This window comes from Tenacibaculum sp. E3R01 (assembly GCF_003318185.1).
GTDB lineage: Bacteria > Bacteroidota > Bacteroidia > Flavobacteriales > Flavobacteriaceae > Polaribacter > Polaribacter halocynthiae.
In genome coordinates, this window is record NZ_QOCC01000025.1 from 263,999 (window position 1) to 287,594 (window position 23,596).

Annotated in this window: 19 protein-coding genes and 2 tRNA genes; 9 read left to right on the plus strand and 12 right to left on the minus strand. The window is 27.2% G+C overall.

The genetic code is table 11. The annotated features are described in order from the left end of the window. The first annotated feature begins 76 nt into the window (after positions 1-76). Both DS884_RS13845 and DS884_RS13850 read left to right on the plus strand, forming a co-directional pair. Positions 77-391 (plus strand): DUF6787 family protein, encoded by a 315-nt coding sequence (locus DS884_RS13845; RefSeq protein WP_093871208.1) that lies wholly within the window; start codon positions 77-79, stop codon positions 389-391. A gap of 173 nt (positions 392-564) precedes the next feature. Next, positions 565-822, plus strand: coding sequence for a hypothetical protein (locus DS884_RS13850; protein WP_113787164.1), 258 nt, complete (start codon positions 565-567; stop codon positions 820-822). Between the two features lie 92 nt (positions 823-914). Here DS884_RS13850 and DS884_RS13855 read toward each other — a convergent pair whose 3' ends face one another. From DS884_RS13855 to DS884_RS13870, 4 genes are all read right to left on the minus strand, one after another. Beyond that, positions 915-2,612, minus strand: coding sequence for a S41 family peptidase (locus DS884_RS13855; RefSeq protein WP_113787165.1), 1,698 nt, complete (start codon positions 2,610-2,612; stop codon positions 915-917). Positions 2,613-2,710: 98 nt separating this feature from the next. Continuing rightward, complete coding sequence (locus tag DS884_RS13860) at positions 2,711-3,751, minus strand: helix-turn-helix domain-containing protein (protein WP_093871211.1); 1,041 nt, start codon at positions 3,749-3,751, stop codon at positions 2,711-2,713. Between the two features lie 142 nt (positions 3,752-3,893). Then, positions 3,894-4,352: a cold-shock protein gene (locus DS884_RS13865; protein WP_093871212.1), complete on the minus strand. Its 459-nt coding sequence runs from the start codon at positions 4,350-4,352 to the stop codon at positions 3,894-3,896. A gap of 338 nt (positions 4,353-4,690) precedes the next feature. Further along, positions 4,691-5,602, minus strand: a complete 912-nt coding sequence (locus DS884_RS13870) for an FKBP-type peptidyl-prolyl cis-trans isomerase (RefSeq protein ID WP_113787166.1) — start codon at positions 5,600-5,602, stop codon at positions 4,691-4,693. Positions 5,603-5,682: 80 nt separating this feature from the next. Between DS884_RS13870 and DS884_RS13875 the strand changes: the two genes are divergently transcribed. After that, positions 5,683-6,054 carry an RNA-binding S4 domain-containing protein gene (locus DS884_RS13875; RefSeq protein ID WP_093871214.1) on the plus strand — a complete coding sequence of 124 codons (372 nt, stop codon included), beginning with the start codon at positions 5,683-5,685 and terminating at the stop codon, positions 6,052-6,054. Positions 6,055-6,079: 25 nt separating this feature from the next. After that, on the plus strand, positions 6,080-6,583 hold the full coding sequence (locus tag DS884_RS13880; protein ID WP_093871215.1) for a phosphoribosyltransferase domain-containing protein: 504 nt from the start codon (positions 6,080-6,082) through the stop codon (positions 6,581-6,583). Here DS884_RS13880 and DS884_RS13885 read toward each other — a convergent pair. Continuing rightward, positions 6,575-7,093, minus strand: coding sequence for a shikimate kinase (locus DS884_RS13885; protein ID WP_113787167.1), 519 nt, complete (start codon positions 7,091-7,093; stop codon positions 6,575-6,577). The genes DS884_RS13880 and DS884_RS13885 overlap by 9 nt on opposite strands. A gap of 109 nt (positions 7,094-7,202) precedes the next feature. On the opposite strand from DS884_RS13885, the gene DS884_RS13890 reads away from it, so the two are divergent. The 5 genes from DS884_RS13890 to DS884_RS13910 all read left to right on the plus strand — a co-directional run bounded on the left by DS884_RS13890 (position 7,203) and on the right by DS884_RS13910 (position 14,093). Continuing rightward, positions 7,203-7,275: transfer RNA gene (locus tag DS884_RS13890), tRNA-Lys, on the plus strand. 39 nt (positions 7,276-7,314) lie between these two features. Then, positions 7,315-7,398 (plus strand) — tRNA-Leu (locus DS884_RS13895). A 201-nt stretch (positions 7,399-7,599) separates the two neighbouring features. Next, on the plus strand, positions 7,600-8,409 hold the full coding sequence (locus tag DS884_RS13900) for a carboxypeptidase-like regulatory domain-containing protein (RefSeq protein WP_113787168.1): 810 nt from the start codon (positions 7,600-7,602) through the stop codon (positions 8,407-8,409). 86 nt (positions 8,410-8,495) lie between these two features. Then, positions 8,496-12,173 carry a phosphoribosylformylglycinamidine synthase gene (purL, locus tag DS884_RS13905; RefSeq protein ID WP_113787169.1) on the plus strand — a complete coding sequence of 1,226 codons (3,678 nt, stop codon included), beginning with the start codon at positions 8,496-8,498 and terminating at the stop codon, positions 12,171-12,173. A 498-nt stretch (positions 12,174-12,671) separates the two neighbouring features. Further along, the gene (locus tag DS884_RS13910; RefSeq protein ID WP_113787170.1) at positions 12,672-14,093 is read left to right on the plus strand and encodes a cytochrome P450; all 1,422 of its coding nucleotides are present in this window, start codon (positions 12,672-12,674) and stop codon (positions 14,091-14,093) included. Between the two features lie 17 nt (positions 14,094-14,110). Here DS884_RS13910 and DS884_RS13915 read toward each other — a convergent pair whose 3' ends face one another. The 7 genes from DS884_RS13915 to DS884_RS13945 form a co-directional block, all read right to left on the minus strand. Beyond that, entirely contained in the window at positions 14,111-15,298 is a 1,188-nt protein-coding gene (locus tag DS884_RS13915) for a hypothetical protein (protein ID WP_113787171.1), read from the minus strand. Between the two features lie 154 nt (positions 15,299-15,452). Further along, a complete protein-coding gene (locus DS884_RS13920) occupies positions 15,453-16,703 on the minus strand; it encodes an Hsp70 family protein (protein WP_113787172.1) in 1,251 nt (416 codons plus the stop codon). Between the two features lie 108 nt (positions 16,704-16,811). Then, positions 16,812-17,576 carry a GIN domain-containing protein gene (locus DS884_RS13925; RefSeq protein WP_113787173.1) on the minus strand — a complete coding sequence of 255 codons (765 nt, stop codon included), beginning with the start codon at positions 17,574-17,576 and terminating at the stop codon, positions 16,812-16,814. Between the two features lies 1 nt (position 17,577). Then, on the minus strand, positions 17,578-19,998 hold the full coding sequence (locus DS884_RS13930) for an ABC transporter permease (protein ID WP_113787174.1): 2,421 nt from the start codon (positions 19,996-19,998) through the stop codon (positions 17,578-17,580). A 4-nt stretch (positions 19,999-20,002) separates the two neighbouring features. Further along, on the minus strand, positions 20,003-21,454 hold the full coding sequence (locus tag DS884_RS13935) for a serine hydrolase domain-containing protein (RefSeq protein ID WP_113787175.1): 1,452 nt from the start codon (positions 21,452-21,454) through the stop codon (positions 20,003-20,005). Positions 21,455-21,480: 26 nt separating this feature from the next. Next, positions 21,481-22,182: an ABC transporter ATP-binding protein gene (locus tag DS884_RS13940; protein WP_113787176.1), complete on the minus strand. Its 702-nt coding sequence runs from the start codon at positions 22,180-22,182 to the stop codon at positions 21,481-21,483. A gap of 60 nt (positions 22,183-22,242) precedes the next feature. Next, positions 22,243-23,487 (minus strand): efflux RND transporter periplasmic adaptor subunit, encoded by a 1,245-nt coding sequence (locus DS884_RS13945; RefSeq protein WP_113787177.1) that lies wholly within the window; start codon positions 23,485-23,487, stop codon positions 22,243-22,245. Positions 23,488-23,596: the final 109 nt, after the last annotated feature.

The following is a 23,596-nucleotide window of genomic DNA, read 5'->3' on the forward strand; positions in this document are numbered from 1 at the left end:
GTTACTGATACAAAATATTAATAAGTTTAAAGATGAACATTTGTTTGCCTTTTGAGTTTTATATATTTTTGCCCTCATGGAAAAATTAAAACAACGCTGGGGTATTAGTAGTAATTGGGATGTAATTGCTATTTTTATTGTTTTCGCTATTAATGGTTCATTTGCTGCTTGGGTTGCTAAACCTATTACCGCTTATTTAGGTTTGTCACCTGAAACTATATCTCCTTGGATATATTGGCCTTTACGTATTTTACTAATTTTTCCGATATACCAAACTACTTTACCTATTGTTGGATGGTTGTTTGGACAATTCAAGTTTTTCTGGGAGTTTGAAAAGAAATTTTTAGGACGTTTAGGGTTAGGGTTTCTTTTTAAAAGCGAAGAAAATTAGAAAAAATAACTTTGAGTCAATACTCTACCATTTACTGATACTTCTAAGGGATTACCCTATACTTTAAATAGGGATTCTAGGTATTTTTATTAAAAAAAACATCTAATACTTTTGTTATAACTCCATATATCAGGTGATTAACATTGTTTTTTAATATAATACCATGCAGTAGAATGACATTGAATAATATTTTTAAAATTAAAGAACTAGACAATATTGTAAATTCATTAGAAGTTAAAGTTCAAGATTATTTAGCAGAAAAAAATTACTATATAAAGGACAGGAAATTAAAAAGGTTAATTGAATGGAACCATACTGTAATTAATCAGAAAATAGTTAAGGTTGTTTACCCAAACGAAGATTGCCCAAATGATATAAAAAAGATAGTAAAAGAATTTATTGTCAATGAGTTTAATACTTCATCATTATAAGAACATCCTAATACACTTTTAAATAACAATTTTGTTTTAATAAACCACCAACAAATTATTTTGTTGGTGGTTTTTAATAAAAAAAACTAGTATTATTTATCCTTCTTTCTTAGTAAGCTTAATGTATATTCCATTACAGTATCAATATTGTTTAAATAATCATCTATTGATTGCGTAACTTCATAATCAGGCATAATACCTCTATCTATAGGAAAAGATGTAGCCGTAGTTATATAAGTATTTCTTGCAACATTATAAATAACACCTGTATTAGGTAAACGTAGTCTCTTTTGACCACCAGTGCAAAACTGATTAGAGCCTAGCTCCTCTCCTATTAATGTAGCTAATTTCAAGTATTTTACTAATGACATAAAATGCCCAGTTGTAGACCCTCCGTTACCATCCATAGTAATGTAAGTAGTACCTTTAAAATTATTACTAAAGGGTTGAATTTCATCTAAACTTTCAGAAAATTGAGAACTAGAGAAATATGTAAAAGGAGTTTGAGACAAGTATTTTAATAAATAAATACCTGCATCAGAAGGACCTCCTCCATTACCTCTTATATCAATTACTAAATTCTGAATATTCATTTTGGCCATGGAATCAAAGCTATTGTCTATAAATGCTTTAAACTTTTTAAACCGTTTTCCATAATAGGCAAAACTTCTAATTGTTATGAAGGCAGTTTTTTTATCTTTTGAATAGTTAAAACATAAAGTTTCTTGACATAAATAATTAGGCAGTTTTTGAAAATTATTTTGATATTTTTTTAAAGGAGATAGTTTTATTGAATTTGAAGCTCCTTTTAATAAAATGTTATAGGACTTAGGGAAACCTAATGCATAAGGTATTATTGATGTTGAATGTGCATTTAAAAAGTTTTTTTTATACGTTTCAATATTTCCTTGCGATGAAATATGCTTGAAAATTTCTAGCTTAATAACTTCAATCGACTTACCATTAATAGCAACAATTTCATCTTTTAAGTTTACTTTTTCTTTATTAATTAGTGAATTTGAAACATATAATTTATTATTAATCATTTTAACTTCAAGTGGAAATCGTAATTCAATAGGAATTAATTTTCTTTCTTGATTAAAGTATCCCATAGAAGTATGACTACAATTAATATTAGCTATTATTTCACTACAATACCAAAGAAAATCACTAAAAGTAGTACTTTCAGTTATCAGTTCTTTTTTCGATTCAATAGCACTCCAAAAATCTTTTTTACTGATGAATTTATAAACATTCGGATTAACTTCTGATAATCTGCGACCAAGTTCGTCTAAATCATCTTTATACTCTTTAATTTTATATTTTTTACCAAAACGAGTAGCATCGTATTTACTATATTTTAGTTTATTAATAATATCTTCAGCATTAATGTTTTTTGAATTTAACGCTAAAGATTTTTCATAATTTTTTATAGCTAATTCATTATTACCAGCAGTTTTGTATGCCTCACCTAAACTATCATAAGGATTAGAAGATTTAGGGAACTCTCTAACTAATAATTTAAATATTTCGATAGCCTCACTTACTTTTCCATTACTTAAATATTGATAACCAAGTGTATTTAACTCATTTTCTTTTTCAAAATTATATTTAGTTGGATATTCTTCTTTGAGCTTATAATAATATGCTATTGTTTCTTTAATTGTAGCATTAGGTAAAACTGAAATTGCTTCTGCTATAGATTTCTTTTGTTCAGTTTTAGAATTACAACTAATTATAAAAACTGTTATTAATAACAATTTTGTAAGTACTCTAATAGGCTTTTTCATTTGTAATATTGTTTAAATTCAAAAACAAAAAAACATAAGTTTTGAAAATAATTAAATAAGAATACTCATCGTATTTGTTCAAAATTATAAATATGAACTTATAATTGTTCTCTATATTTTGATGGTGTAACTCCAACTACTCGTTTGAAATAAGTATAAAATGTTGATTTAGAATTGAATCCTGATTCTTTTCCTATTGCATCTAAAGTATACTTAGTATTAGAGCTAATTATTTGTTTTGCTTCTTCGACTCTGTATTCATTCACAAAATTTGAAAAACTTTTCCCTATACTATCATTCAAAAGCTGTGATAATTGATGTGTAGAAATAGAAAGTTCATTTGCGATATCAGAAGATTTTAAATTAGGATTTTTAAAAGGTTTTTTAGCATCCATGAATTCCTTAAGTTGAACTATCAATGGATTAGTTATTAAGCTATCCATTTTTTTATTCAAGTATTTCTTTTCAATGTAAAAAACCTGTTCCCTTTCTTTCTTTTTAAACAAAAAGAAAATAAAAAAAGAGTAAAAAATAGCTGAAAAAACAATTGAACCTACCACAAAATAGGTGAAACTAATCCAAAAATAAATACACCATAAAAGAAATATTGAGGTTAATAATAAAGATAACCACCAATTTTTAACAGTGATTTTTTCTTTTCCAAATTCACTATTTTTTATAGTTAAATAAACTACTTTAATTGAGAGTAATAAATAAATTAACCATTGAATATTTATTCCCTTTAAAATATATTTTTTATAAAAAATTGGATCCGTTCTAAATGGATATACAATATGCATTATAATAGCAACAGCAACCCAAAATAAAATATGGTGCTTCCAAAATGAAAGTATCTTATTTTCTCTATTGGTAATTGATAGAACATATAAGAATAAAAAAGGACCAATAAAAAGAAAAGAAACGGGCCCAAATTTAGAATATGCATTTGGAGTTATATCACTAAAAAAATAAATTAATGAACGAAAAGCCCGTTCACTTAAGAAAAAAAGAAAAAATCCAAATAACTTATTAGATAATCTCTTTGATTTTTTATAGAAAATAAAATATAAGCTAACAAAAAAGCTGTTAAAAACACCTATAGCTCCAAAAAAGAATAAAAAAAGTGATGAAAAAGCCATTATTATAATTGTTAGTATCAAATATATAAACTTGATATTACTAATTTATCACTTATTTTTTTACATATTAACAATTATAAACAACAAAACTTTTACAAAAAATATTGTAAAAGTGTAATGTTGTTTTGTATAATTTTAGAGCTTATATTTTTTTAACGCGAACAGCATTCATTCCTTTCATACCTTTTTCTAATTCGAAAGAAACTTTATCATTTTCAGTTATTTCATCAATTAAACCACTAACGTGCGTAAAATATTTTTGCTGATCTAATGAATCTATAATAAATCCAAAACCTTTAGATGAATCAAAAAATGATACTTTTCCTTTTCTAACAGGATCAATATCTTCTTTATCAATATCTAATGTTTTAGGTATGCTAATTTGTATGCTTTCTGCATCAACTTGAACCCTTTGTGCAGGATCTGGTGGTGTATCTGTAAGATTACCATAAATATCTACATAGGCAAATTCAATTCCTTTTTTGTCACTCTCCTTAGCTTCAGCTTTTCGAGCTTCCATCTTCTTTCTCTTATCTTCTCGTTTTTTTAAACGTTTCTTTTCTTTTTCAGCTTTGTTAAATGTCTGTTGCGATTTTGCCATTTATTATTTTTAAATTAAATTTCTGTACTACTTATTTGTTTAAACAACATTAAAAACAGACTATAAGTAGTACTTTTTTAAAGTTATTTATTTTGTTTTGACAAGCTATAAATGCTTAGTTTAGAGTTCTTTTGTAGTTGATATTGATAAAAAGATATATTAACTTTTTAATACTAAAGAATGTTGTTTTCTTGGGTAAACTACGAATCTGCTTTTGCAAATATACGAATAAATGTACTTTTATGTTTATTTTTTCTGTATCACTACTTAATATACTTATTAAAATTATAAATTTTCATAAAAAAAAACTCATCTGAATCAGATGAGTTTTTTATTTTTTATTCTTTAGAGTATCGTATACTTCTATTTAAATAATCTGGTATTGTAGGATTATTTGGATCACTAAAATCATTTCTAGGATCACCATCCTTATTTTTATCTTCATATTTAGTTAAAATACCATCACCATCATCATCTACATCTAAATAATTAGCTACTCCATCCTTATCCGTATCATCATTTTTTGGATTTCCATCTCCATCTGGATCTTCAAAAATAGAAGCAACAGTGTCATTATCTTGATCAGTATTTTCTACAGTATCCCATAGTTCAATATAAAATAATAAAACTGAATTTGCTGGAATTCCTGGTCTACTTATGTTTCTATATGCTAACCCTGAAGGGATAAATAAAATTCCTTTACCTCCTTTATCATATGTTATTGGTCCATTAACTACAGTTTTATTTTCACCACCTTTAAAACTCGGAAAACTATGAGTCCATCCAGTTATTACGTTAGCTAGTGAAAACCATGTTGTATTGTTATCGAATTCACTACCTAAAGTTTTCTCTCCTAATATTCTTCTTCCTTTATATCTAGAGTAAACTGAGTCCATGATTGTTGGAAAACCTTTTTTTCTAAGTAAGTTTCCAGCACTGTTATATACAGGAGTACCATCACCAACAGTAATTACATAATAATATAATTTATAATTTATATCATTCTCTTTTATCTCTTTTGTTACTAACTTAGAATCATCAAAAAGTGCTGTTTCTCCAGACTTTAAAGGTTCTACAGCATCAGTAGTTACATTATAATAATTGTTTTTCAAAAACTTTACTATTGTGTCATTATCCATCTTCTCTTGTGCTGCATGATCAAAGACTTCAACACTAGAACCACTATCTCCACATGAATATAATACAATACTAGCTACAAGTATGTAAAAAAAATATTTAATTTTTATCATTTAATCTTAAGAATTTTGATGCGCAATTTACCATTTTTATACCTTTGTAAAAAATGAATTAATAATTTTTAACTTTTTATATGAGAATTGATAAATATTTGTGGTGTATTAGATTTTTTAAAACACGTAGTATAGCCACAGATGCTTGTAAAAAAGGGCATATAAAAATAAATGGTACTAATTTAAAACCATCTAAAGAAATATTTGGAAATGAAGAAATAGTGGTAAGAAAAAATCAAATTAACTATAAAATTAAGGTTTTAGACATTCCTCCAAGTAGAGTTGGTGCTAAATTAGTTGATTTATACCGTAAAGATTTAACTCCAAAAGAAGAATTTGAAAAAACTGAACTCTTGAAATACGCTAAAGATTATTATAGAAAAAAAGGTACTGGTCGACCAACAAAAAAAGATCGAAGAGATATTGACGATTATAACGATGGTAATGAATAATAGTAGTTTTTATAAAAAATAAAAAATGGAAACAAAAAATAATATTATACTTAATAATGTTCAAATTGAACAAAAAATAAAAAGAATTGCTTATCAAATATATGAGAGTAATAGTAATGAAAAAGAAATAGTTATTGCTGGAATTACACTAAACGGATTTCTTTTTGCTAAAAAACTAGCTACTGCGTTATCAAAAATTTCGTCTATTGAAGTGTTATTATGTGAAGTTTCTATTAATAAAAAGAAACCTATTAATTCAGTTACTACTTCTTTAACATCTAATGAATATAAAAATAAAGCATTAGTATTAGTTGATGATGTTTTAAACTCTGGTACTACTTTAATTTATGGTGTAAATCATTTTTTACAAGTTCCACTTAAAAGATTTAAAACTGCAGTTTTGGTGAATAGAAATCATAAAAAATACCCAGTTAAAGCAGATTTTAAAGGAATATCATTATCAACTTCAATAAAAGAACATGTTGTTGTTGAATTTAAGGACAATGAAACTATAGCTTATTTAAGTTAATAAGCTATAGATTTCGTTACATATTTCATCTATTTCTTTAGTATCAATAGCTATAGTGTGTTTTGCTTGGTTATAAAAATAACTACGTTCAAATAAATGTTTTGCTACAAACTCATTAAGATCATCATTTTTAAGGTTTGCAACTAAGGGTCTTTGCTCTTTCTCACTTTTCAGCCTGTTAATAATAGTACTTATACTAGCTCTTAAGTAAAAAGAAATCGTGTTTTTTGATTTTGTAATTAAGTCCATGTTATTTCCATAGCAAGGAGTGCCCCCACCTAATGACAACACAAAGTTATCTTCTGCTTCTACTAATTCTTTTAGGTATTCATTTTCTTTTTTTCTAAAATAAATTTCTCCCTTACTTTGAAATATTTCTGAAACCGTTTTATTTTCTTTTTTTTCTATGTAATCATCTAAGTCAATAAATGGCAAATCGTACTTTTTTGCCACTATTTTACCTATGGTAGACTTTCCACTAGCCATATAACCTAAAAAAAATATTCTCATGATTATTGAAAATTAATATGTTACAAATATCTGTAAAAAAAACTTAAAAAAAGGTTTTGCGATTTAAAAAACCATTGTATATTTGCAACCGCTTTCAGAAGCAAACAATGACCTGGTAGCTCAGTTGGTAGAGCATCTCCCTTTTAAGGAGAGGGTCCTGGGTTCGAGCCCCAGCCCGGTCACAAAAAAGTTAAGCAATTTGCTTAACTTTTTTAGTTTAAGCACGTATGGCGGAATTGGTAGACGCGCAGGCTTGAGGGGCTTGTGTTCGTAAGAACGTGCAAGTTCGACTCTTGTTACGTGCACAATAAAAAAGACATCAAAATTTATTTGGTGTCTTTTTATATTAAAATCAATGCTTTTTTAAATTTAATTTTCTTAAATCAAACAGTTCTTTTTTAGATTTATTTTTGTCCCTTGACGTTTTTCAATTAAAAAAACAGCTACTCGTCTCAATTTCACAGATTATTAACGTTATAAACTCCATTTATTCTTATTTTCGCAATATGCAAAAAAGACATTTTATTACATTATCCTTATTGTTTTTATCATTTATAGCAATAGCTCAAAATACTCCTAACGATAAACTAAAAGGGCAAATTATAGATAGTGAGTCGAAAAAATCATTAAGTGCCGCACATATTTTAAATCTTAATACAGTAATTGGTACAATTACAAATGAGAAAGGTTTATTTGAACTTACGGCTAAAGCAAATGACACTGTTTTAGTTTCATTTTTAGGGTACTCATCTATAAAGCTAAAAGTTACTAATGACTTATTAAAAGGGAATGAAGTGATTATTTCATTAACTGAAAAAGCTGAGGAAGTAAAAGAAATAGTTATAAAATCTACTAAACTAATTGGAGTTTTAGAAGTAGATGTTAAACAAGTTCCGAAAGATAAATTTACAAGAATACACATTAATGGAATATCACAAACCTATGAAGTTGGTCGTCCTAAAAAAATAAGCTCTCCGTTAGCAAAATTATTAAACCCAGTAGATCTAGTTTATAATTTATTTGGAAAAAAACCTAAACAATTAAAAAAGCTTCAAAAACTTAAAAAAGAAGATGGCTTACGTAAAATGTTAGCTGGGAAATTTGATAGAGAAGTAATGATGGAATACTTAGAGATGGATCGATCAGAGTTAAATAAATTACTTTCTGACTGTGATTATTCTGAGTATTTTATAAAAAAAGCAAGTGATTTACAATTAATTGAAGCTGTTTTAAATTGTTACGAAAATTATAAAGCCCTTAAAAAAGGTAAGATAGAAAGAAATAGAATACCTGAAAAAACAGATTTAAAGCAGTAAAATTTTACTGCTTTTTTTATGTGCTTAATTCAGTTAAAAAAAGTAAATTTACGCCCTTTAAACACACACACAAATACAACTAGATAATGATTCATTTCTTTGGAAACGTAAACGGTAAAATATTTGCTGTTCAAACAACAGAAGAATTAACTACAGAAACAACTTCAAAACTTACTTGGTTATTTGGCAACCAATCTAAAATAAACACGGCGTCTCTTGACGCCTTTTTTGTTGGTCCAAGAGCAGCTATGATTACTCCTTGGAGTACTAATGCTGTTGAAATCACTCAAAATATGGGGATAACTGGGATATTAAGAATAGAAGAATTTGAAGCTGTTTCTCCTGATTTTTCAGATTTTGACCCTATGATTTCTCAAAAGTTTAATGGTTTACATCAAGAAACCTTTACTATTGATATTCAACCAGAACCAATAATAGAAATCGAAGATATTAATGCCTATAATAAACAAGAAGGTTTAGCTTTAAGTTCTGAAGAAGTTGAGTACTTAGAAGGTGTTGCTGTTAAAATAGGAAGGAAATTAACTGATTCTGAGGTTTTCGGATTTTCGCAAGTAAATTCAGAACACTGTCGTCATAAAATATTCAATGGTACTTTTGTTATTGATGGAGAAGAGATGCCTACTTCTTTATTTAAGTTAATTAAAGAAACATCAAAGCAACATCCTAATGACATTGTTTCAGCATATAAAGATAATGTAGCATTTGTAAAAGGGCCTAAAGTTGAACAATTCGCTCCTAAAAGTGCTGACAAACCAGATTTTTATGAAACATCAGAATTCGATTCTGTAATTTCATTAAAAGCTGAAACTCATAACTTCCCTACTACTGTTGAGCCATTTAACGGCGCTGCAACCGGAGCTGGTGGTGAAATTAGAGATAGATTAGCCGGAGGAAAAGGATCTTTACCTTTAGCAGGAACTGCTGTTTATATGACTTCTTATTCTCGTTTAGAAGAAAATCGTCCATGGGAGCAAGCAATGGATGAGCGTAAATGGTTATATCAAACTCCAATGGATATTTTAATCAAAGCATCTAATGGTGCTTCTGACTTTGGAAATAAATTTGGGCAACCATTAATTTGTGGTTCAGTATTAACTTTCGAACATGAAGAAGAAGCTCGAAAATTAGGGTTTGATAAAGTTATTATGCAAGCTGGAGGTATTGGATATGGAAAAAATGAGCAAGCATTAAAAGACACTCCTAAAGAAGGTGATAAAATAGTTATTCTTGGTGGTGAAAATTACCGTATAGGTATGGGAGGAGCAGCTGTTTCTTCTGCTGATACTGGTGAATTTGCTTCAGGAATAGAATTAAACGCCGTACAACGTTCTAATCCTGAAATGCAAAAACGTGCAGCAAATGCTGTTCGTGGAATGGTTGAGAGTGATGAGAACTTTATTGTATCAATTCACGATCATGGTGCTGGTGGGCATTTAAATTGTTTATCTGAATTAGTGGAAGATACTGGAGGTAAGATAGATTTAGATAAACTTCCTGTTGGTGACCCTACCTTATCAAATAAAGAAATTATTGGTAATGAGTCTCAAGAACGTATGGGATTAGTTATTTCTGAAAAACATATAGAGACATTAAATAAAATAGCCGATCGCGAACGTTCTCCAATGTATACAGTTGGTGATGTTACTGGTAATGATCGTTTTACTTTTGAATCTAAAACTAATGGTAATAAACCAATGGATTTAGCTTTAGAAGACATGTTTGGTAGTTCTCCTAAAACAATTATGAATGATAAAACCATTATTCGTAATTATGAAGAATTAAATTATTCAAAAGAAAATTTCCAATCTTATTTAACTCAAGTTTTACAATTAGAAGCTGTAGCCTGTAAAGATTGGTTAACTAACAAAGTAGACCGTTGTGTTGGTGGTAAAGTAGCTAAGCAACAATGTGTTGGTTCTTTGCAAATCCCTTTAAACAATGTTGGTGTAATGGCCTTAGATTATAAAGGTAAAGAAGGAGTAGCAACTTCTATAGGTCATTCTCCTATTTCTGGGCTAATAAATCCAGAAGCTGGAAGTAAAAATTCAATAGCTGAAGCTTTAACAAATATAGTTTGGGCTCCACTTAAAGACGGCTTACAATCTGTTTCATTATCTGCAAACTGGATGTGGCCTTGTAAAAATGAAGGTGAAGATGCTCGTTTATATAAAGCTGTAAAAGCAATTTCTGAATTTTCTATTGATTTAGGTATTAATGTTCCTACTGGAAAAGATTCTTTATCAATGAAACAGAAATACCCTAATGAAGAAGTAATTTCTCCAGGTACAGTTGTAATTTCTGCAGGTGCAAACTGTAATGATATTAGTAAAGTAGTTGAACCTGTTTTAAAACCAAACAAAGGAAATATTTACTATATTAACTTATCTCAAGACTCTTTTAAATTAGGGGGTAGTTCATTTGCTCAAGTTGTTAATAAAATAGGAAACTCCACTCCTACTATTACTAATAATGAATTCTTTAAATCTACATTTAATGTTATTCAAAATTTAATTAAAGAAGGCAAAATTGTTGCAGGTCATGATGTAGCATCTGGTGGTTTAATAACTACATTGTTAGAATTGTGTTTTGCAAATGTTAATATTGGAGCTAATTTAGATGTATCATCTTTAAATGAAAATGATAGTATTAAACTTTTATTTTCTGAAAATTCAGGTATCGTATTTCAATCTATTGACTCTTCTGTAGAAAAAGTATTAGCTGAAAATAATATAGAGTTCTTTAATATTGGTTCAGTAACTGAATCTGATAGATTAAATATTAAAAATGGAACTGATGTTTTTGCTCTATCTATTTCTGAATTAAGAGATACTTGGTATAAAACATCATATTTATTAGATAATAAGCAAACTGCTAATGGCTTAGCTAAAAACCGTTTTGACAACTATAAAAATCAACCATTACAATACACTTTCCCTAAACATTTTACAGGCAAACTTGAAGATGTTGTTGATTTAAAAAATAGTACAACAAGAAAACCTATAGCTGCTATTATACGTGAAAAAGGATCTAACTCTGAACGTGAAATGGCAAATGCTATGTATTTTGCAGGTTTTGATGTTAAAGATATTCATATGACCGATTTAATTTCTGGTCGTGAAAACCTTGAAGGTATTCAATTTATAGGTGCAGTTGGTGGTTTCTCAAATTCAGATGTTTTAGGTTCTGCTAAAGGATGGGCTGGAGCATTTTTATATAATGAAAAAGCAAATACAGCTTTAAAGAACTTCTTTAGTAGAAAAGATACTTTATCTGTTGGTATTTGTAATGGAGCTCAATTATGGATGGAGTTAGATTTAATTAACCCTGATCATAAAGTACATGGTAAATTGATTCATAATGATTCAAAAAAACACGAAAGTTCATTTACTTCTGTAAAAATTCAAGAAAATAATTCTGTGATGCTATCTTCTTTAGTAGGGTCAGAACTTGGTGTATGGATTTCTCATGGTGAAGGTAAATTCAATTTACCTGAAGCTGAAGAAAACTATCATATTGTAGCAAAATACGGATATGAAGGATATCCTAATAATCCAAATGGTTCCGACTATAATACAGCAATGATGTGTGATAAAACTGGACGACACTTGGTAACAATGCCTCATATTGAACGCTCTACATTCCAATGGAATTGGGCTAATTATCCTGAAAATAGGCAAGATGAAGTATCTCCATGGCTAGAAGCATTTGTAAATGCTAGAAAATGGATTGAAAACCAAAAATAATATATCTCTAAAATAAAAGCCTTTTGAAATTTCAAAAGGCTTTTATTTTACTTACACTTTCCGCTCACTGTATTATACTATTCATTTAGTAAAAACAATTCTATTTTCTTAAATAAGAATATTTTAGTTTGTTAATACTAAAAGCAATTCGTTAAAGAAAACATAAATAATTGTTAATTATTGCACTTATGTAACAAATGTTACATAGTCTAAGACTAAATCGTAATACTTTTGTTTATTAATAGATATTAATCTTTTAGAAGGGTTAGATTAATGGTATTAAAAAGATTGAAAGGGTACATTTATATGTGCCTTTTTTTAGTTTAAAAAAATACTTTCTCATCTTTTCTTTTTAATCACTATCTACAGCTATTAAAATATAATACCTATTTACATTTTTAATTTCATAACGTATTGAATGATTTATTCTATTTAAATTAAAAAAATTGTATTCATCCTCTTCTTTATAGTATATTGTACTAGTTTTTAATATAAATTATGGCAACAACTAACAAGTCAATTACTACTTTGAATGATTTAAAAACGCCTAAAGGGAGTTTTTTATTAGGTAACTTAAAAGACTTTAAGAAAAAAAATAAGCACAGAATTTTAGAAAAATGGGCAAAAGATTTTGGTAATCTTTACACTATAAAATTAGGTCCCCTAAAAGTTCTTGTCTCTGCTGATTTAGAAGTTAATAATACCGTTTTAAAACAGAGACCTGAAAACTTCAGACGTCTTTCTAAAATTGATGAAGTTTTTGTTGAAATGGGGTTTCATACAGTTTTTAATGCTGAAGGTGAGCATTGGAAAAAACAACGTAAGCCAGTTACAGAAGCCTTAAATGTAAAAAAAATTAAAGGCTACTACCCTATTATTCAAGAAAAAACACAGAATTTACTTTCTAAAATAAATACATACACAACATCAAATCAATCCATTGAAATTTTAAATGATTTCATAGCTTTTACTATTGATGTTACTACTGAAATAGCTTTTGGATATAAATTAAATACAATTAATAATAAGAAAGATAGTTTTCAAAATCATTTAGAACTTATTTTTCCAATGATAAATGATAGAATAACAGCTCCTTTTCCTATATGGCGATTTTTCCCTTCTAAAAAAGATAAACAACTTAAAAGTTCACTTAAATCAATTGAAAAAATTATTTACGACTTTATTAAGGATGCAAAGAATAGATTAAAAAACAATCAAGAATTACGTGATAATCCATCGAATTTTTTAGAAGCTTTATTAATTGAAAGTGAAAAAGAAGATACCGTTTTTGATGAAAAAACATTGTATGGTAATGTAATAGCAATGCTTTTAGCTGGAGAAGATACTACTTCTAATACCTTAGCATGGACTTTGTTCTATTTAGGTCAACACCCTGAATTTGTTCAAAAAATTAGAGATGAAGCTAATAGCGTATATAACTCTTCAACACCTGAAAATTATGACCAAATAGCTTCACTAAAATATACAAATGCAGTAATTCAAGAAGCTATAAGGTTAAAACCAACAACTCCTATATTATTTTTCCAAGCAAATAAAGATGTTATTATAAACAATTTGTCCATTGCTAAAGACACTAGCATCATTCTACAAAATAGTTTTACTTCAATGCAAGAAGAGAATTTTACTAATCCTGAAAGTTTTTCACCTAACAGATGGATTAAATCTGAATGTCCTTATCAAAATCATACACCAAAAGCTGTTAAAGCTTTTGGTGGTGGTTCAAGACTTTGCCCTGGAATGCATTTATCTTTAATAGAAATGACTACTGCTATTTCTAGTATTTGTAAACAATTTGATATTAACTTAGAAGGAAAGCCTACTGATATACAAGAAAACTTTGCTTTTACAGTTCATCCTGAAAACTTAAAAGTAAAATTTAAAAGCGCAAATACTAATTAGTATTTGCGCTTTTAAATTTATTTCCTAAACTTATTTCTAGTAATTATATATTTTAGTTTCTCTTTTACGTCTCTTCCTACATCATAAACCATCTGTTCATTACTTGGAAAATTAACAGCTCTCAATGACAATAAATCTAAATAACTTCTACCTAAAGCTCTTTTATCTCCTCTGTATGTTGCATATCTATGTTCAAAAATAAATTCACTTTCTAAAGGAAAATTTTGAATTCGTTGTTTTGAATAATTATCAAAATATTGAACCATACCAACTACTTGTGCCGATTTTGACTGAGTAAACTGATAAAAGTGACAATTAGCTTTTATAAATTTATCTACTTTTATTTTATTCCCTAAACTATCTTTTACTTGGTTTCCACTCGAATCTAACAAGTATTTAAATCCGTCTTTAATTCTTTTTTCTTTAATTATTTCCTTTTCATGTACTTGCTCAGGAGATATCCTTATATCTCTAAAAACAAGTTTCAAAGTAAAATCATAATTAACTCTGTTACTTTCTTTACTATGGTAAATAGTCCAAAAATCATTTAAACCATAAGTGTCAAAATTTAATAAATCCTCTTCTAGTCTTTTAGGAATAACTTTATCTGTTTTATTTTCTAATGATACCAAAACAAAATCAGTTCCAATATTATGAGCTTCTTCTTGAAGCTGTCTAACATCTTTATAGTTAGGGCTAATTTTATCTAAATACTCAAGATCTTCATATACTCTTCTATAATCTTGTTTGTTTTTTGATGAGAATACTGCTTTAGATTTACTATATAAATATTCCGAAAGATCATTTTTGGCATTGATTATATCATTATTATAATCATTAAGACTAAAAATAGCGTTTCTACCTTTTGATAAATTTTTTAAAGGCAATAAAGGCTTTATTCTTTCTTGTCTATTATTTAAAGAAAGATATAAATTATAAATTCTTTCTAAATTTTCAGGGTTTTCTTCTTTTCTTAAAAAATCTATTTTAGACAATTCTCTTTCAGAAACTTTTTTAAATGCTTCTTGTAGCATAAAAACATAAGGTTGATATTTTTCTTTGTTTTTATTACTTGTTAACTTTTTTAAAGATAAATTAATTGCTTTATCATAATTACCTTTATTTATTGCTTCTTGAGTAGATTTAACACTACTACATGCTATTATAATTGAGCAAAAAAGTAATAATAGTATCGTTTTTTTCATAAAAGTATAGTTTAGATGACTTCTATAAGCAATTAAAATGCCAAAGAAAACCTAAAACAAAATTATACTTTTTTAACCTAAGAATTTACTCAAAATTTAAAATACTTTACTAATTCTTTTTACAAAAAGTAATGTTAAAAGAATTACTAATAAATTAAATTATATCTAAGTCTTTTTTTGCTTTTTCTAACAAGCCCAAAGCAACTGAGTCCATCGAATTTTTTTCTATTAATTGAGCATTAAAAAAAGTTTCTTTGAATAACTTTTTTATTAAAGGCATTTTACTAGTTCCTCCAGTTAAAATAAGATAATCAATGGCTTCTTTTTTTACTCCAGCCTTAACACAACAATGATTAGATGTATTTAGAATTTTACTAACAATATTTTCAATTGAATTTTCTAATATATTTTTAGTTATGGTTAAATTCATCGAATTAGGCATGAATTTACTATTAAAAGCTATACTAGATTTTTCTGATAATTTTATTTTTGTAGCTTCTATCTGATCAAGTAACGAGTGTGCATTTTTATCATTTATTAATTTTTGAAGCTGAATTATTTTTTCTTTATACTTAGCATTATTTACCATTTTTTTTACTAAAAGCTCCGTTTTTAATGTATATAATGATGTTGTTATTTTATTCCAATCAGATGCATACCTAAAAGGTGTATCTGGTAATATTAAACCTTTAAACTTATCAGGGCTTTTATAACCAAGTTCAGGAAAGAATGCTTTTAAAGCAAAATGACTATCAATATCTGTTCCACCTAAAGATACTCCTGATGTAGATAAAATATTTAAATCCTTTTTTTTGCCATTAACTTCAACCACCGTAAAATCACACGTTCCTCCTCCCAAATCTGCTACGATAGCTAGTGAATTATCTTTCAATCTTTTTTTATGATAATATGCAGCAGCTATTGGTTCTTCTAGAAAAGAATAATTTTTATAACCTACATGTTTTAAAATTGATTCTAATTGAGATATTCCTGAATTGGACTCATTATTTTCTTCAGATAAACGAACAGGTTTTCCTACAACTACATAATCAGTTTCTCTTCCTGTAAATTCTTCTGTTTTATTTTTAATATACTTTAGATAGTCAACAATAATATCGTGAAAAAAAATATTAGTTCCAGGTTTTAAGTTTGTTCCTTTTTCAAAAAATGACGTACCTAATATTCTCTTAAAACTTTTCATATACCTACCATAACCATTATTTACATATGTATCGGTAGCTAAATTTCCATAAATAGGTTTTTCGATTTCTTCAAAAGGAAAAAACACACAGCTTGGTAAGGATTTATTAATTCCTTCAAAAGGAACCATAATAGTTCTATTATCTTTATAAACTGTACTAATAGTATTAGATGTACCAAAATCTAAACCGCATATATTTTTCATAGTTGTTAAATTAAAAAAGGCGTACAATTTACAACTTTTTTTAATTTTAATTTTAAAATAAAATAGAGGCTATTTAAAAATAGCCTCTATTGGTTAAATAATTATTTATTAATTTATATTTTCTATTGTTGATTCACCTATTATTATACCTTTTTTAAGCTTTGCTTTTCCTTTGTATGTTATAGTAGCTTCTCCATAAGAAGTCACTTTTATTTTTTCAGAAGCACTAAGTTGATAAGTACCATCTCCATAAGCAGTTATTTTTACTTCATTGGACTTAATTTCATTAGCAACAACTTTACTGGCTCCATAAGCAGTTATTTTTTGTTTTTTTACAATTCCTTTTTTAATATTTATAAAACTTTCTCCGTATATGGCCAATTTTAACCTTTCCAGTTCAACTGAATTAATAATAACCTCTGATTCTCCTTTTATGTTAAAATTACATTCTTTTTGAATTAAATCACTTTTAAAAACAAATCTCTGTTCTCCCCTAAAAGAAAAATCGGAAACTTTTTTGTAGGTTATAACAGCTTTTACAATTGTACCTTTATATATAGGTACTTTTTGAAAATATCCATTTACCTTCATTTTTTTTGTTGGTGAAGAAATTTTTGCGCCTTCTAAATATAAATGAAGTTTTTTGTTTTTAACTTTTATATTTAATATTCCTTTATGTTCTTTATTTTCTTGAATATATATTGATTCTTTCTTTCCTTCTTTAAAAGTAACTTGAATATGAGGACTAATAAGTACTTTATCAAATTCTTCTACTGTAATCACTTTATCTTGAGCATTAATTTTAGTGTTGTAACCTAATAATACCACTAACGTTAATATAGTAAATATTGATTTTAAATACATTTTTTTCATTTTACTCGAATTTTAAATATTTTATTAAATCTACTTTTGTAGCGTTGTATGCTTTTAAACCTACAACTATAAAAACTAAAGTTACTAATATAATAGGTGTAATTAAATAAGGTAATAAAGGCATATCTATCTTGTAAGCAAAATTACCTAACCAATTTTGCATAAAATAATATGCAAAAGGAATAAGAAATAAAGAAGCTACAACTGTTATTTTAAGGAAGTTTTTTATTAGCTGAAACATAATTTCTTTTACTGATGCTCCTAAGGTTTTACGTATTGCTACTTCTTTTAAGCGTTGTTGTATTGTTAGTGTTGCTAAAGCAAAAAGACCTAATAGAGCTATAATTACTACGATAATTGATAATATTAAAAACATGGTTTGCTGTTTTTTATACTTTTCGTACGTTTTAGCAAATTTCTGATCTAAAAATTCATAATTAAACGGATACTTTGTATCAACGTTTGCTCGCCAAAACGACTCTATTTCTGCAATTGTTTTATCAATATTATCAGTTCTAACTTTAAACTGAATTGATGGTAACCAATTTCTGGTAAACTCAAAGGTTTGCCAAGAAACCATAAACATTGGTGATATTTCTGTGTCAAAACCATCAAAATGATAATCTTGTATCATACCAATTACCTCTAAATCTGCTCGATCATCATTCATCCAACCTATTCTTACTTTTTTACCTATTGGATCATTATAAACTCCCATTCTTTTTGCCACAGTTTCATTAATAACAATTCCTGTAATAGTATCTGAAGCAAATTTTTCAGAAAACCCTCTTCCTTTTAATACTTTAATTTTTGCAAAGTCTATATAATTTAAATCTACCAAATTAGAAGCACTATTAAAGCTAATATTTTTTTCTGTATATCTAAAATCTGTTCCGTTTACAAATCCTTCACCAGGAATAAACATACTAGTACTTATATCAATAATGTTTTCATTTTTAGAAAGTACATCTTTAGCTAATTTATATTTCTTGAACTGACCGTCACCTATATTATAAACATCTACGGATAAAGTAGATTCTTTAGAAAAACCTAAATCTTTATTTATCATAAACTGTATTTGGTAATTGATTACAAAAATACTGATGATAAAAAAACCAGAAATTAAAAACTGTATTCCTAACATTATATTACGTGCTAAATTTCCTCTTTTGGTTTTAGACACATTTCCTTTTAATACTTCTACAGCTTTAAAATTGGCAATGTAAATTGCTGGAATAATTCCAACTAACAAAGACACTAAAAACATAACTAAAAACAGCATACCTATAGTAGACATTTGAAGTATTGAAATATCTTTTCCAACAAACTCATTAAAGTATGGTAATACTAGTTCTACAAGAATTAATGATAAAATATATGATATTATACCTTGGAAAATAATTTCTAAAACATATTGAAGCATCAATTGTTTTTTTGAAGAACCTAATGTTTTCTTTACACCTATTTCTTTTGATCTTTGTGTTGCTGTTGCAATAGATAAGTTAATAAAATTCACACAAGAAATAATAATTAGTAAAATAGATAAGCCTAATAAAATTACCAATAATTGATAGTTTCCAGTTCCACTTGGACCAGCACGTTTAGCTGTATTGTGTAAATAAATAGTATCTAATTGATCTAATACAACCTCTCTAAAGCCAAAACGTTCTTCATAAACTTCTAAAGAAACACCTCCTTCTTCTGCTTCTTTTGTGTATGCTTTTTCTATTAAAATAGTATCCATTTTTTCTTTCAAGGCTACCAAATCCGTATTTTCCTTTATTTTACAAAAAACTTCATTGTTATGATTTCCCCAATTTACTTCATAAGGTTCTTCAAAAGGAACAATCATATCTGGTTCTACATGTGAATTACCTTGTACTTTAAAAATTGTAGTTATTGTATAATCAATCTCTCCAATTTTAACAATTTTTCCAATTGCACTACCTTCTTTAAAAAGACGTTTTGCAAAAGCTTCTGAAAGTGCTAAATGTCTTCTGCTTTCTTCAAATTTTTGTGTGCTTCCTTTCAATATATCAAAAGGAAAAAAACTAAAGAACTGAGGTTCTGTATATACAACCTTTTTTGTGAATTCATTTAAATTTTCGTGAATAACAACTCTACTTCTATAATCATTATCAATCATTAATGTTTCTTCTACTTCAGGAATATCACTTTTATACAAGTGATATTGTCCTGCAGTTGCAACATGCCAAGTTCCGTTTGCTCTATGCTTTACATTTACTCTGTAAATGTTGTTTTTATTTGGGTTCCATTGATTGTAACTATTTTCTTCATTTAAGTATAACAAAATAATTAATAACCCTGCTAAACCTAATGTTAGTCCAGATACATTTATTAAAATGTTTAACCAGTTTTTTTGTTGATTTCTAAAGAATATTTTAAACCACGTTTGTAACATAATTTTAGTTTTTAGTAGTTAATTTTTCTATTTTTTCTAACATCATTTTAGCATTTTCATTCTTTGGATCTAATACTAATGACTTCTTGTAATTTTCTTTAGATAGCTTGTACATTTCAGAAACAAAATACGCTTCTCCTAAACTATCAAATACATTTCCAGATGTTGGATATTCTTGGGTATTTAATTTAAAAACTGTAATTGCTTTTTCTAAACTATTGCTTCTTAAAAAAACATATCCAATACGATTTAAAGCACTTTCTAAATTTGTATTTGGATTTGCTGTTTTAATCTTTTTAAACTCAAGTATTGCCTTTTCTGTAGTTTCTTTTAAAAATGTATTAGATAGTTTTTCATTAATCAAAGAACCTTTATCCAATAAATTCTCATCTACCATTCCTGCTATATGATCAATTATAATATTATGAGTTGGATAATATTTAAATCCGTTAGATAAGAATATAATTGTCATATCATTTTTAATAAATTTTCTAAAACCAGTTTTAAGTCCACCTGTAAATCCATAAGAATCAGTATTATTTAAATTATAAAGTCCCCAACCATGTAAAAACTCATCTTCAGGATTATTATATTTAAAAGGCTGCCACATTTTTTCTTTTGTAGTAGGGTTTATGATAGAGTTCTTGTCAAAATTTTGATTCCATAAAATAAAATCATCTAAACTAATATTTAATCCGCCAGCTGCATCTCCCCTTTTTCCTTTAAACAAAACTTCATCAGCCTCTTGTTGATTCGTTTCATTATTATACATATACTCCAGTACACGATTTTCCACACGATTTTTAAAATCCATTGAAAAGAAAACAGGATTTTTTGCATTTTCAAATTGAGTGTTTAACACATAAGAATCAAAAGGAACACTGGTAACTTTATGTATTATTTTTGCTAAAAACCAATAATTCGTTTGAGTATATTTCCATTCATTTCCTTGAGTAAATAGTAATTCTTTTTGTTTTATCAATGAAAACATTTCGTTATCAGTAAGTTCTTTATTATCATAAAAGAAATCAGGTAAACCAGAAGAATGAGTTAATAAGTTTGCTATAGTAACACTTTGCCATGTTAAAGGTAAATCGTCTATATACTGTCCTATAGTATCTTCTAAAGTTAATTTCCCTTCTTCTATTAATTTAAAAATGGTTGTTGCTGCAATTAACTTAGTAACAGAAAACACAGGGAAAATTGTTGATGCATCAACTTTTTTATTCGTTTCTATATTTTCAACTCCAAAGTATCCTTTGTAAATTGTTTTATTATTTTTTATAACTGCTAGTGCAAAACCAGGAATTTCATGGATTTTTTTTTGATCTTTTAAATAACTCTCTATTGCAGTATTTAAAAAATTTTGCTCAGTATTTTGAGTTGATTCTTGTTCTTTTTTACAAGAAGTCAAAAGAACAATTATTATTAATATAAGTATGTTTATTTTTTTCATTTTAAATTGATTTTCAAAGAGTTAAGTTACTGCACTAAAACATCTACTTTATGCTCATTTACTTTTTGAGAAATAATCTCACCATCTTTCAAAGTGATTATTCTTGTTGAAAATTGTGCATCATAAGAAGAATGTGTTACCATAACTATAGTAGCTCCTGATGCATGTAATTCAGTTAATAATTCCATTACATCATTTCCGCTTTTACTATCTAAATTACCCGTTGGTTCATCAGCTAAAATTAATTTTGGGTTTGTTACTAAAGCTCTAGCAACTGCTACTCTTTGTTGTTGCCCTCCTGATAGTTGTAATGGAAAGTGTTTTGTTCTATGGGCAATACCAATTCTTTCTAAAATTTCATTGACACGTTTTTTTCTTTCTGATGCTTTTACTTTATTATAAATCAATGGCAATTCTACATTTTCATATACTGTTAATTCATCTATTAAATTAAAATTCTGAAAAATGAAACCAATATTTGCTTTTCGTAACCCAGCTCTTTCTCTTTCATTAAAATTAGCTACCTCAGTAGTATCAAATACATAGCTCCCATCATCAGGTGCATCTAATAGTCCAATTATATTTAATAAAGTAGATTTTCCACAACCTGAAGCTCCCATTATAGAAACAAATTCTCCTTCTTTAACCTCTAAACTTAATTTATTTAAAGCAGTTGTTTCTACTTCTTCAGTTCTGTATACTTTTACTAAATCTGTTATTTTAATCATAATATATTTTTTAATTTTTTATTGTCTTTTTAACTAACTATCAATACCTAATAATAAGTACTACTGAATATTAACCTCTTCTACATCTTTAAAAGCATCATAACTAGATGTAATTATTCTATCTCCTTCTTTTAAACCTCCTAAAACTTCATAATAAAAAGGATTTTCTCTTCCTATTGTAATTTTTCTTTTTACAGCTTTATTTTCGGAACTCAAAACAAAAGCCCATTTACCGTTTGTGTTTTGATAAAATTGACCTTTAGATATTAATAAAGCTTTACTATTATTTGAAAGGAATAATTTACTTTTTAAAGACATTCCTCTTTTTAAATCATTGGTTAACGAATCTTTTTCAAATTTTAATTCAACAGTAAATCTTCCATTAACTACTTCAGAATAAATTTTTGCTAATTTAATAGCATACGTTACTTTATTAACACTAACATTTCCTTTAACTCCTTCATTAAGTTTTGATATATAATATTCATCTACTTTAGCTACTAATTTATAACCATTTAGTACATCTACCTTTCCAACAAACTGTCCTTGTGTATAACTCTCTCCTAAAATAGGGTTAAATGAAGATAAGAAGCCATCAACTGGAGCTTTAACAATAAAATTTTCTTTATTTTTTCTAAGTAAATTTAAACTTTTTTGCATGTTAGCAATTGAAGAATTGATTCTTGCCAATTGAATGCCTCTATTTTTTTTCTCTTCTCCTACACTCTTCTTTATTACTCCACTTCGTTCTTTTTGAAAAGTATATTCTTGAACCGACTTTTGGTATTCATTTTTTGCTACTACTCCTTTTTTATATAATGTGGTATCTAAACTATATTGTCGTTTCGCATTTTTAAAATCATTATTAATTCTCAATAATTGCTGATCTAAATTTAATTGCTGATTGGTTATATTAACTCTAATGTTTCTCAAATTATTAATTTGTTCAACGATTGCTGTCTCTTGGGTCAAATAGTTTAATTCAGCATTTGGATTATACACTTTTAAAAGAGGTGTTCCTTTTTTAATCATTTGTCCGCTTTCAACAAAAATTTCAGAAACTGAACCTCCTTGAATTACATTAATTAAAACAGACGTTTTAGGTTCAATTGTACTATTAAATAAAAGTACATCTTCAAAATCTCCTTTAGTAACTTTTCTTATACTTAATGAATCTCTTTTTAAGTTGACTTGATTTTTACGGGTTACATTCATAAATGTAATTCCTGCTAATAATACTAATGGTAATCCCCAAAGTAACATTTTTTTTGTTTTTTTATTTTTCGTTTGTATTTGCTTATCCATAATTTAAGTCGTTTGATATAGATTATGCCAGAAATATGCCAGTAGAAAACAACTTTATAATTAATTATAAATCAACAACTTATGTTTATATTTGAAAATAACATGTTCA

Excerpts from the sequence above, each read along its gene's own strand:
- DS884_RS13870 (WP_113787166.1), bottom strand. The coding sequence starts at position 5,602 with ATGATAAAAATTAAATATTTTTTTTACATACTTGTAGCTAGTATTGTA.
- DS884_RS13875 (WP_093871214.1), top strand. The coding sequence starts at position 5,683 with ATGAGAATTGATAAATATTTGTGGTGTATTAGATTTTTTAAAACACGT.
- DS884_RS13945 (WP_113787177.1), bottom strand. The coding sequence starts at position 23,487 with ATGGATAAGCAAATACAAACGAAAAATAAAAAAACAAAAAAAATGTTA.
- DS884_RS13865 (WP_093871212.1), bottom strand. The coding sequence starts at position 4,352 with ATGGCAAAATCGCAACAGACATTTAACAAAGCTGAAAAAGAAAAGAAA.
- DS884_RS13940 (WP_113787176.1), bottom strand. The coding sequence starts at position 22,182 with ATGATTAAAATAACAGATTTAGTAAAAGTATACAGAACTGAAGAAGTA.
- DS884_RS13845 (WP_093871208.1), top strand. The coding sequence starts at position 77 with ATGGAAAAATTAAAACAACGCTGGGGTATTAGTAGTAATTGGGATGTA.
- DS884_RS13880 (WP_093871215.1), top strand. The coding sequence starts at position 6,080 with ATGGAAACAAAAAATAATATTATACTTAATAATGTTCAAATTGAACAA.
- DS884_RS13850 (WP_113787164.1), top strand. The coding sequence starts at position 565 with ATGACATTGAATAATATTTTTAAAATTAAAGAACTAGACAATATTGTA.
- DS884_RS13935 (WP_113787175.1), bottom strand. The coding sequence starts at position 21,454 with ATGAAAAAAATAAACATACTTATATTAATAATAATTGTTCTTTTGACT.
- DS884_RS13855 (WP_113787165.1), bottom strand. The coding sequence starts at position 2,612 with ATGAAAAAGCCTATTAGAGTACTTACAAAATTGTTATTAATAACAGTT.
- DS884_RS13920 (WP_113787172.1), bottom strand. The coding sequence starts at position 16,703 with ATGAAAAATATATGCGGTTTAGATTTTGGTACATCTAATACTATTAGT.
- DS884_RS13925 (WP_113787173.1), bottom strand. The coding sequence starts at position 17,576 with ATGAAAAAAATGTATTTAAAATCAATATTTACTATATTAACGTTAGTG.
- DS884_RS13915 (WP_113787171.1), bottom strand. The coding sequence starts at position 15,298 with ATGAAAAAAACGATACTATTATTACTTTTTTGCTCAATTATAATAGCA.
- purL (WP_113787169.1), top strand. The coding sequence starts at position 8,496 with ATGATTCATTTCTTTGGAAACGTAAACGGTAAAATATTTGCTGTTCAA.
- DS884_RS13930 (WP_113787174.1), bottom strand. The coding sequence starts at position 19,998 with ATGTTACAAACGTGGTTTAAAATATTCTTTAGAAATCAACAAAAAAAC.
- DS884_RS13860 (WP_093871211.1), bottom strand. The coding sequence starts at position 3,751 with ATGGCTTTTTCATCACTTTTTTTATTCTTTTTTGGAGCTATAGGTGTT.
- DS884_RS13900 (WP_113787168.1), top strand. The coding sequence starts at position 7,600 with ATGCAAAAAAGACATTTTATTACATTATCCTTATTGTTTTTATCATTT.
- DS884_RS13885 (WP_113787167.1), bottom strand. The coding sequence starts at position 7,093 with ATGAGAATATTTTTTTTAGGTTATATGGCTAGTGGAAAGTCTACCATA.
- DS884_RS13910 (WP_113787170.1), top strand. The coding sequence starts at position 12,672 with ATGGCAACAACTAACAAGTCAATTACTACTTTGAATGATTTAAAAACG.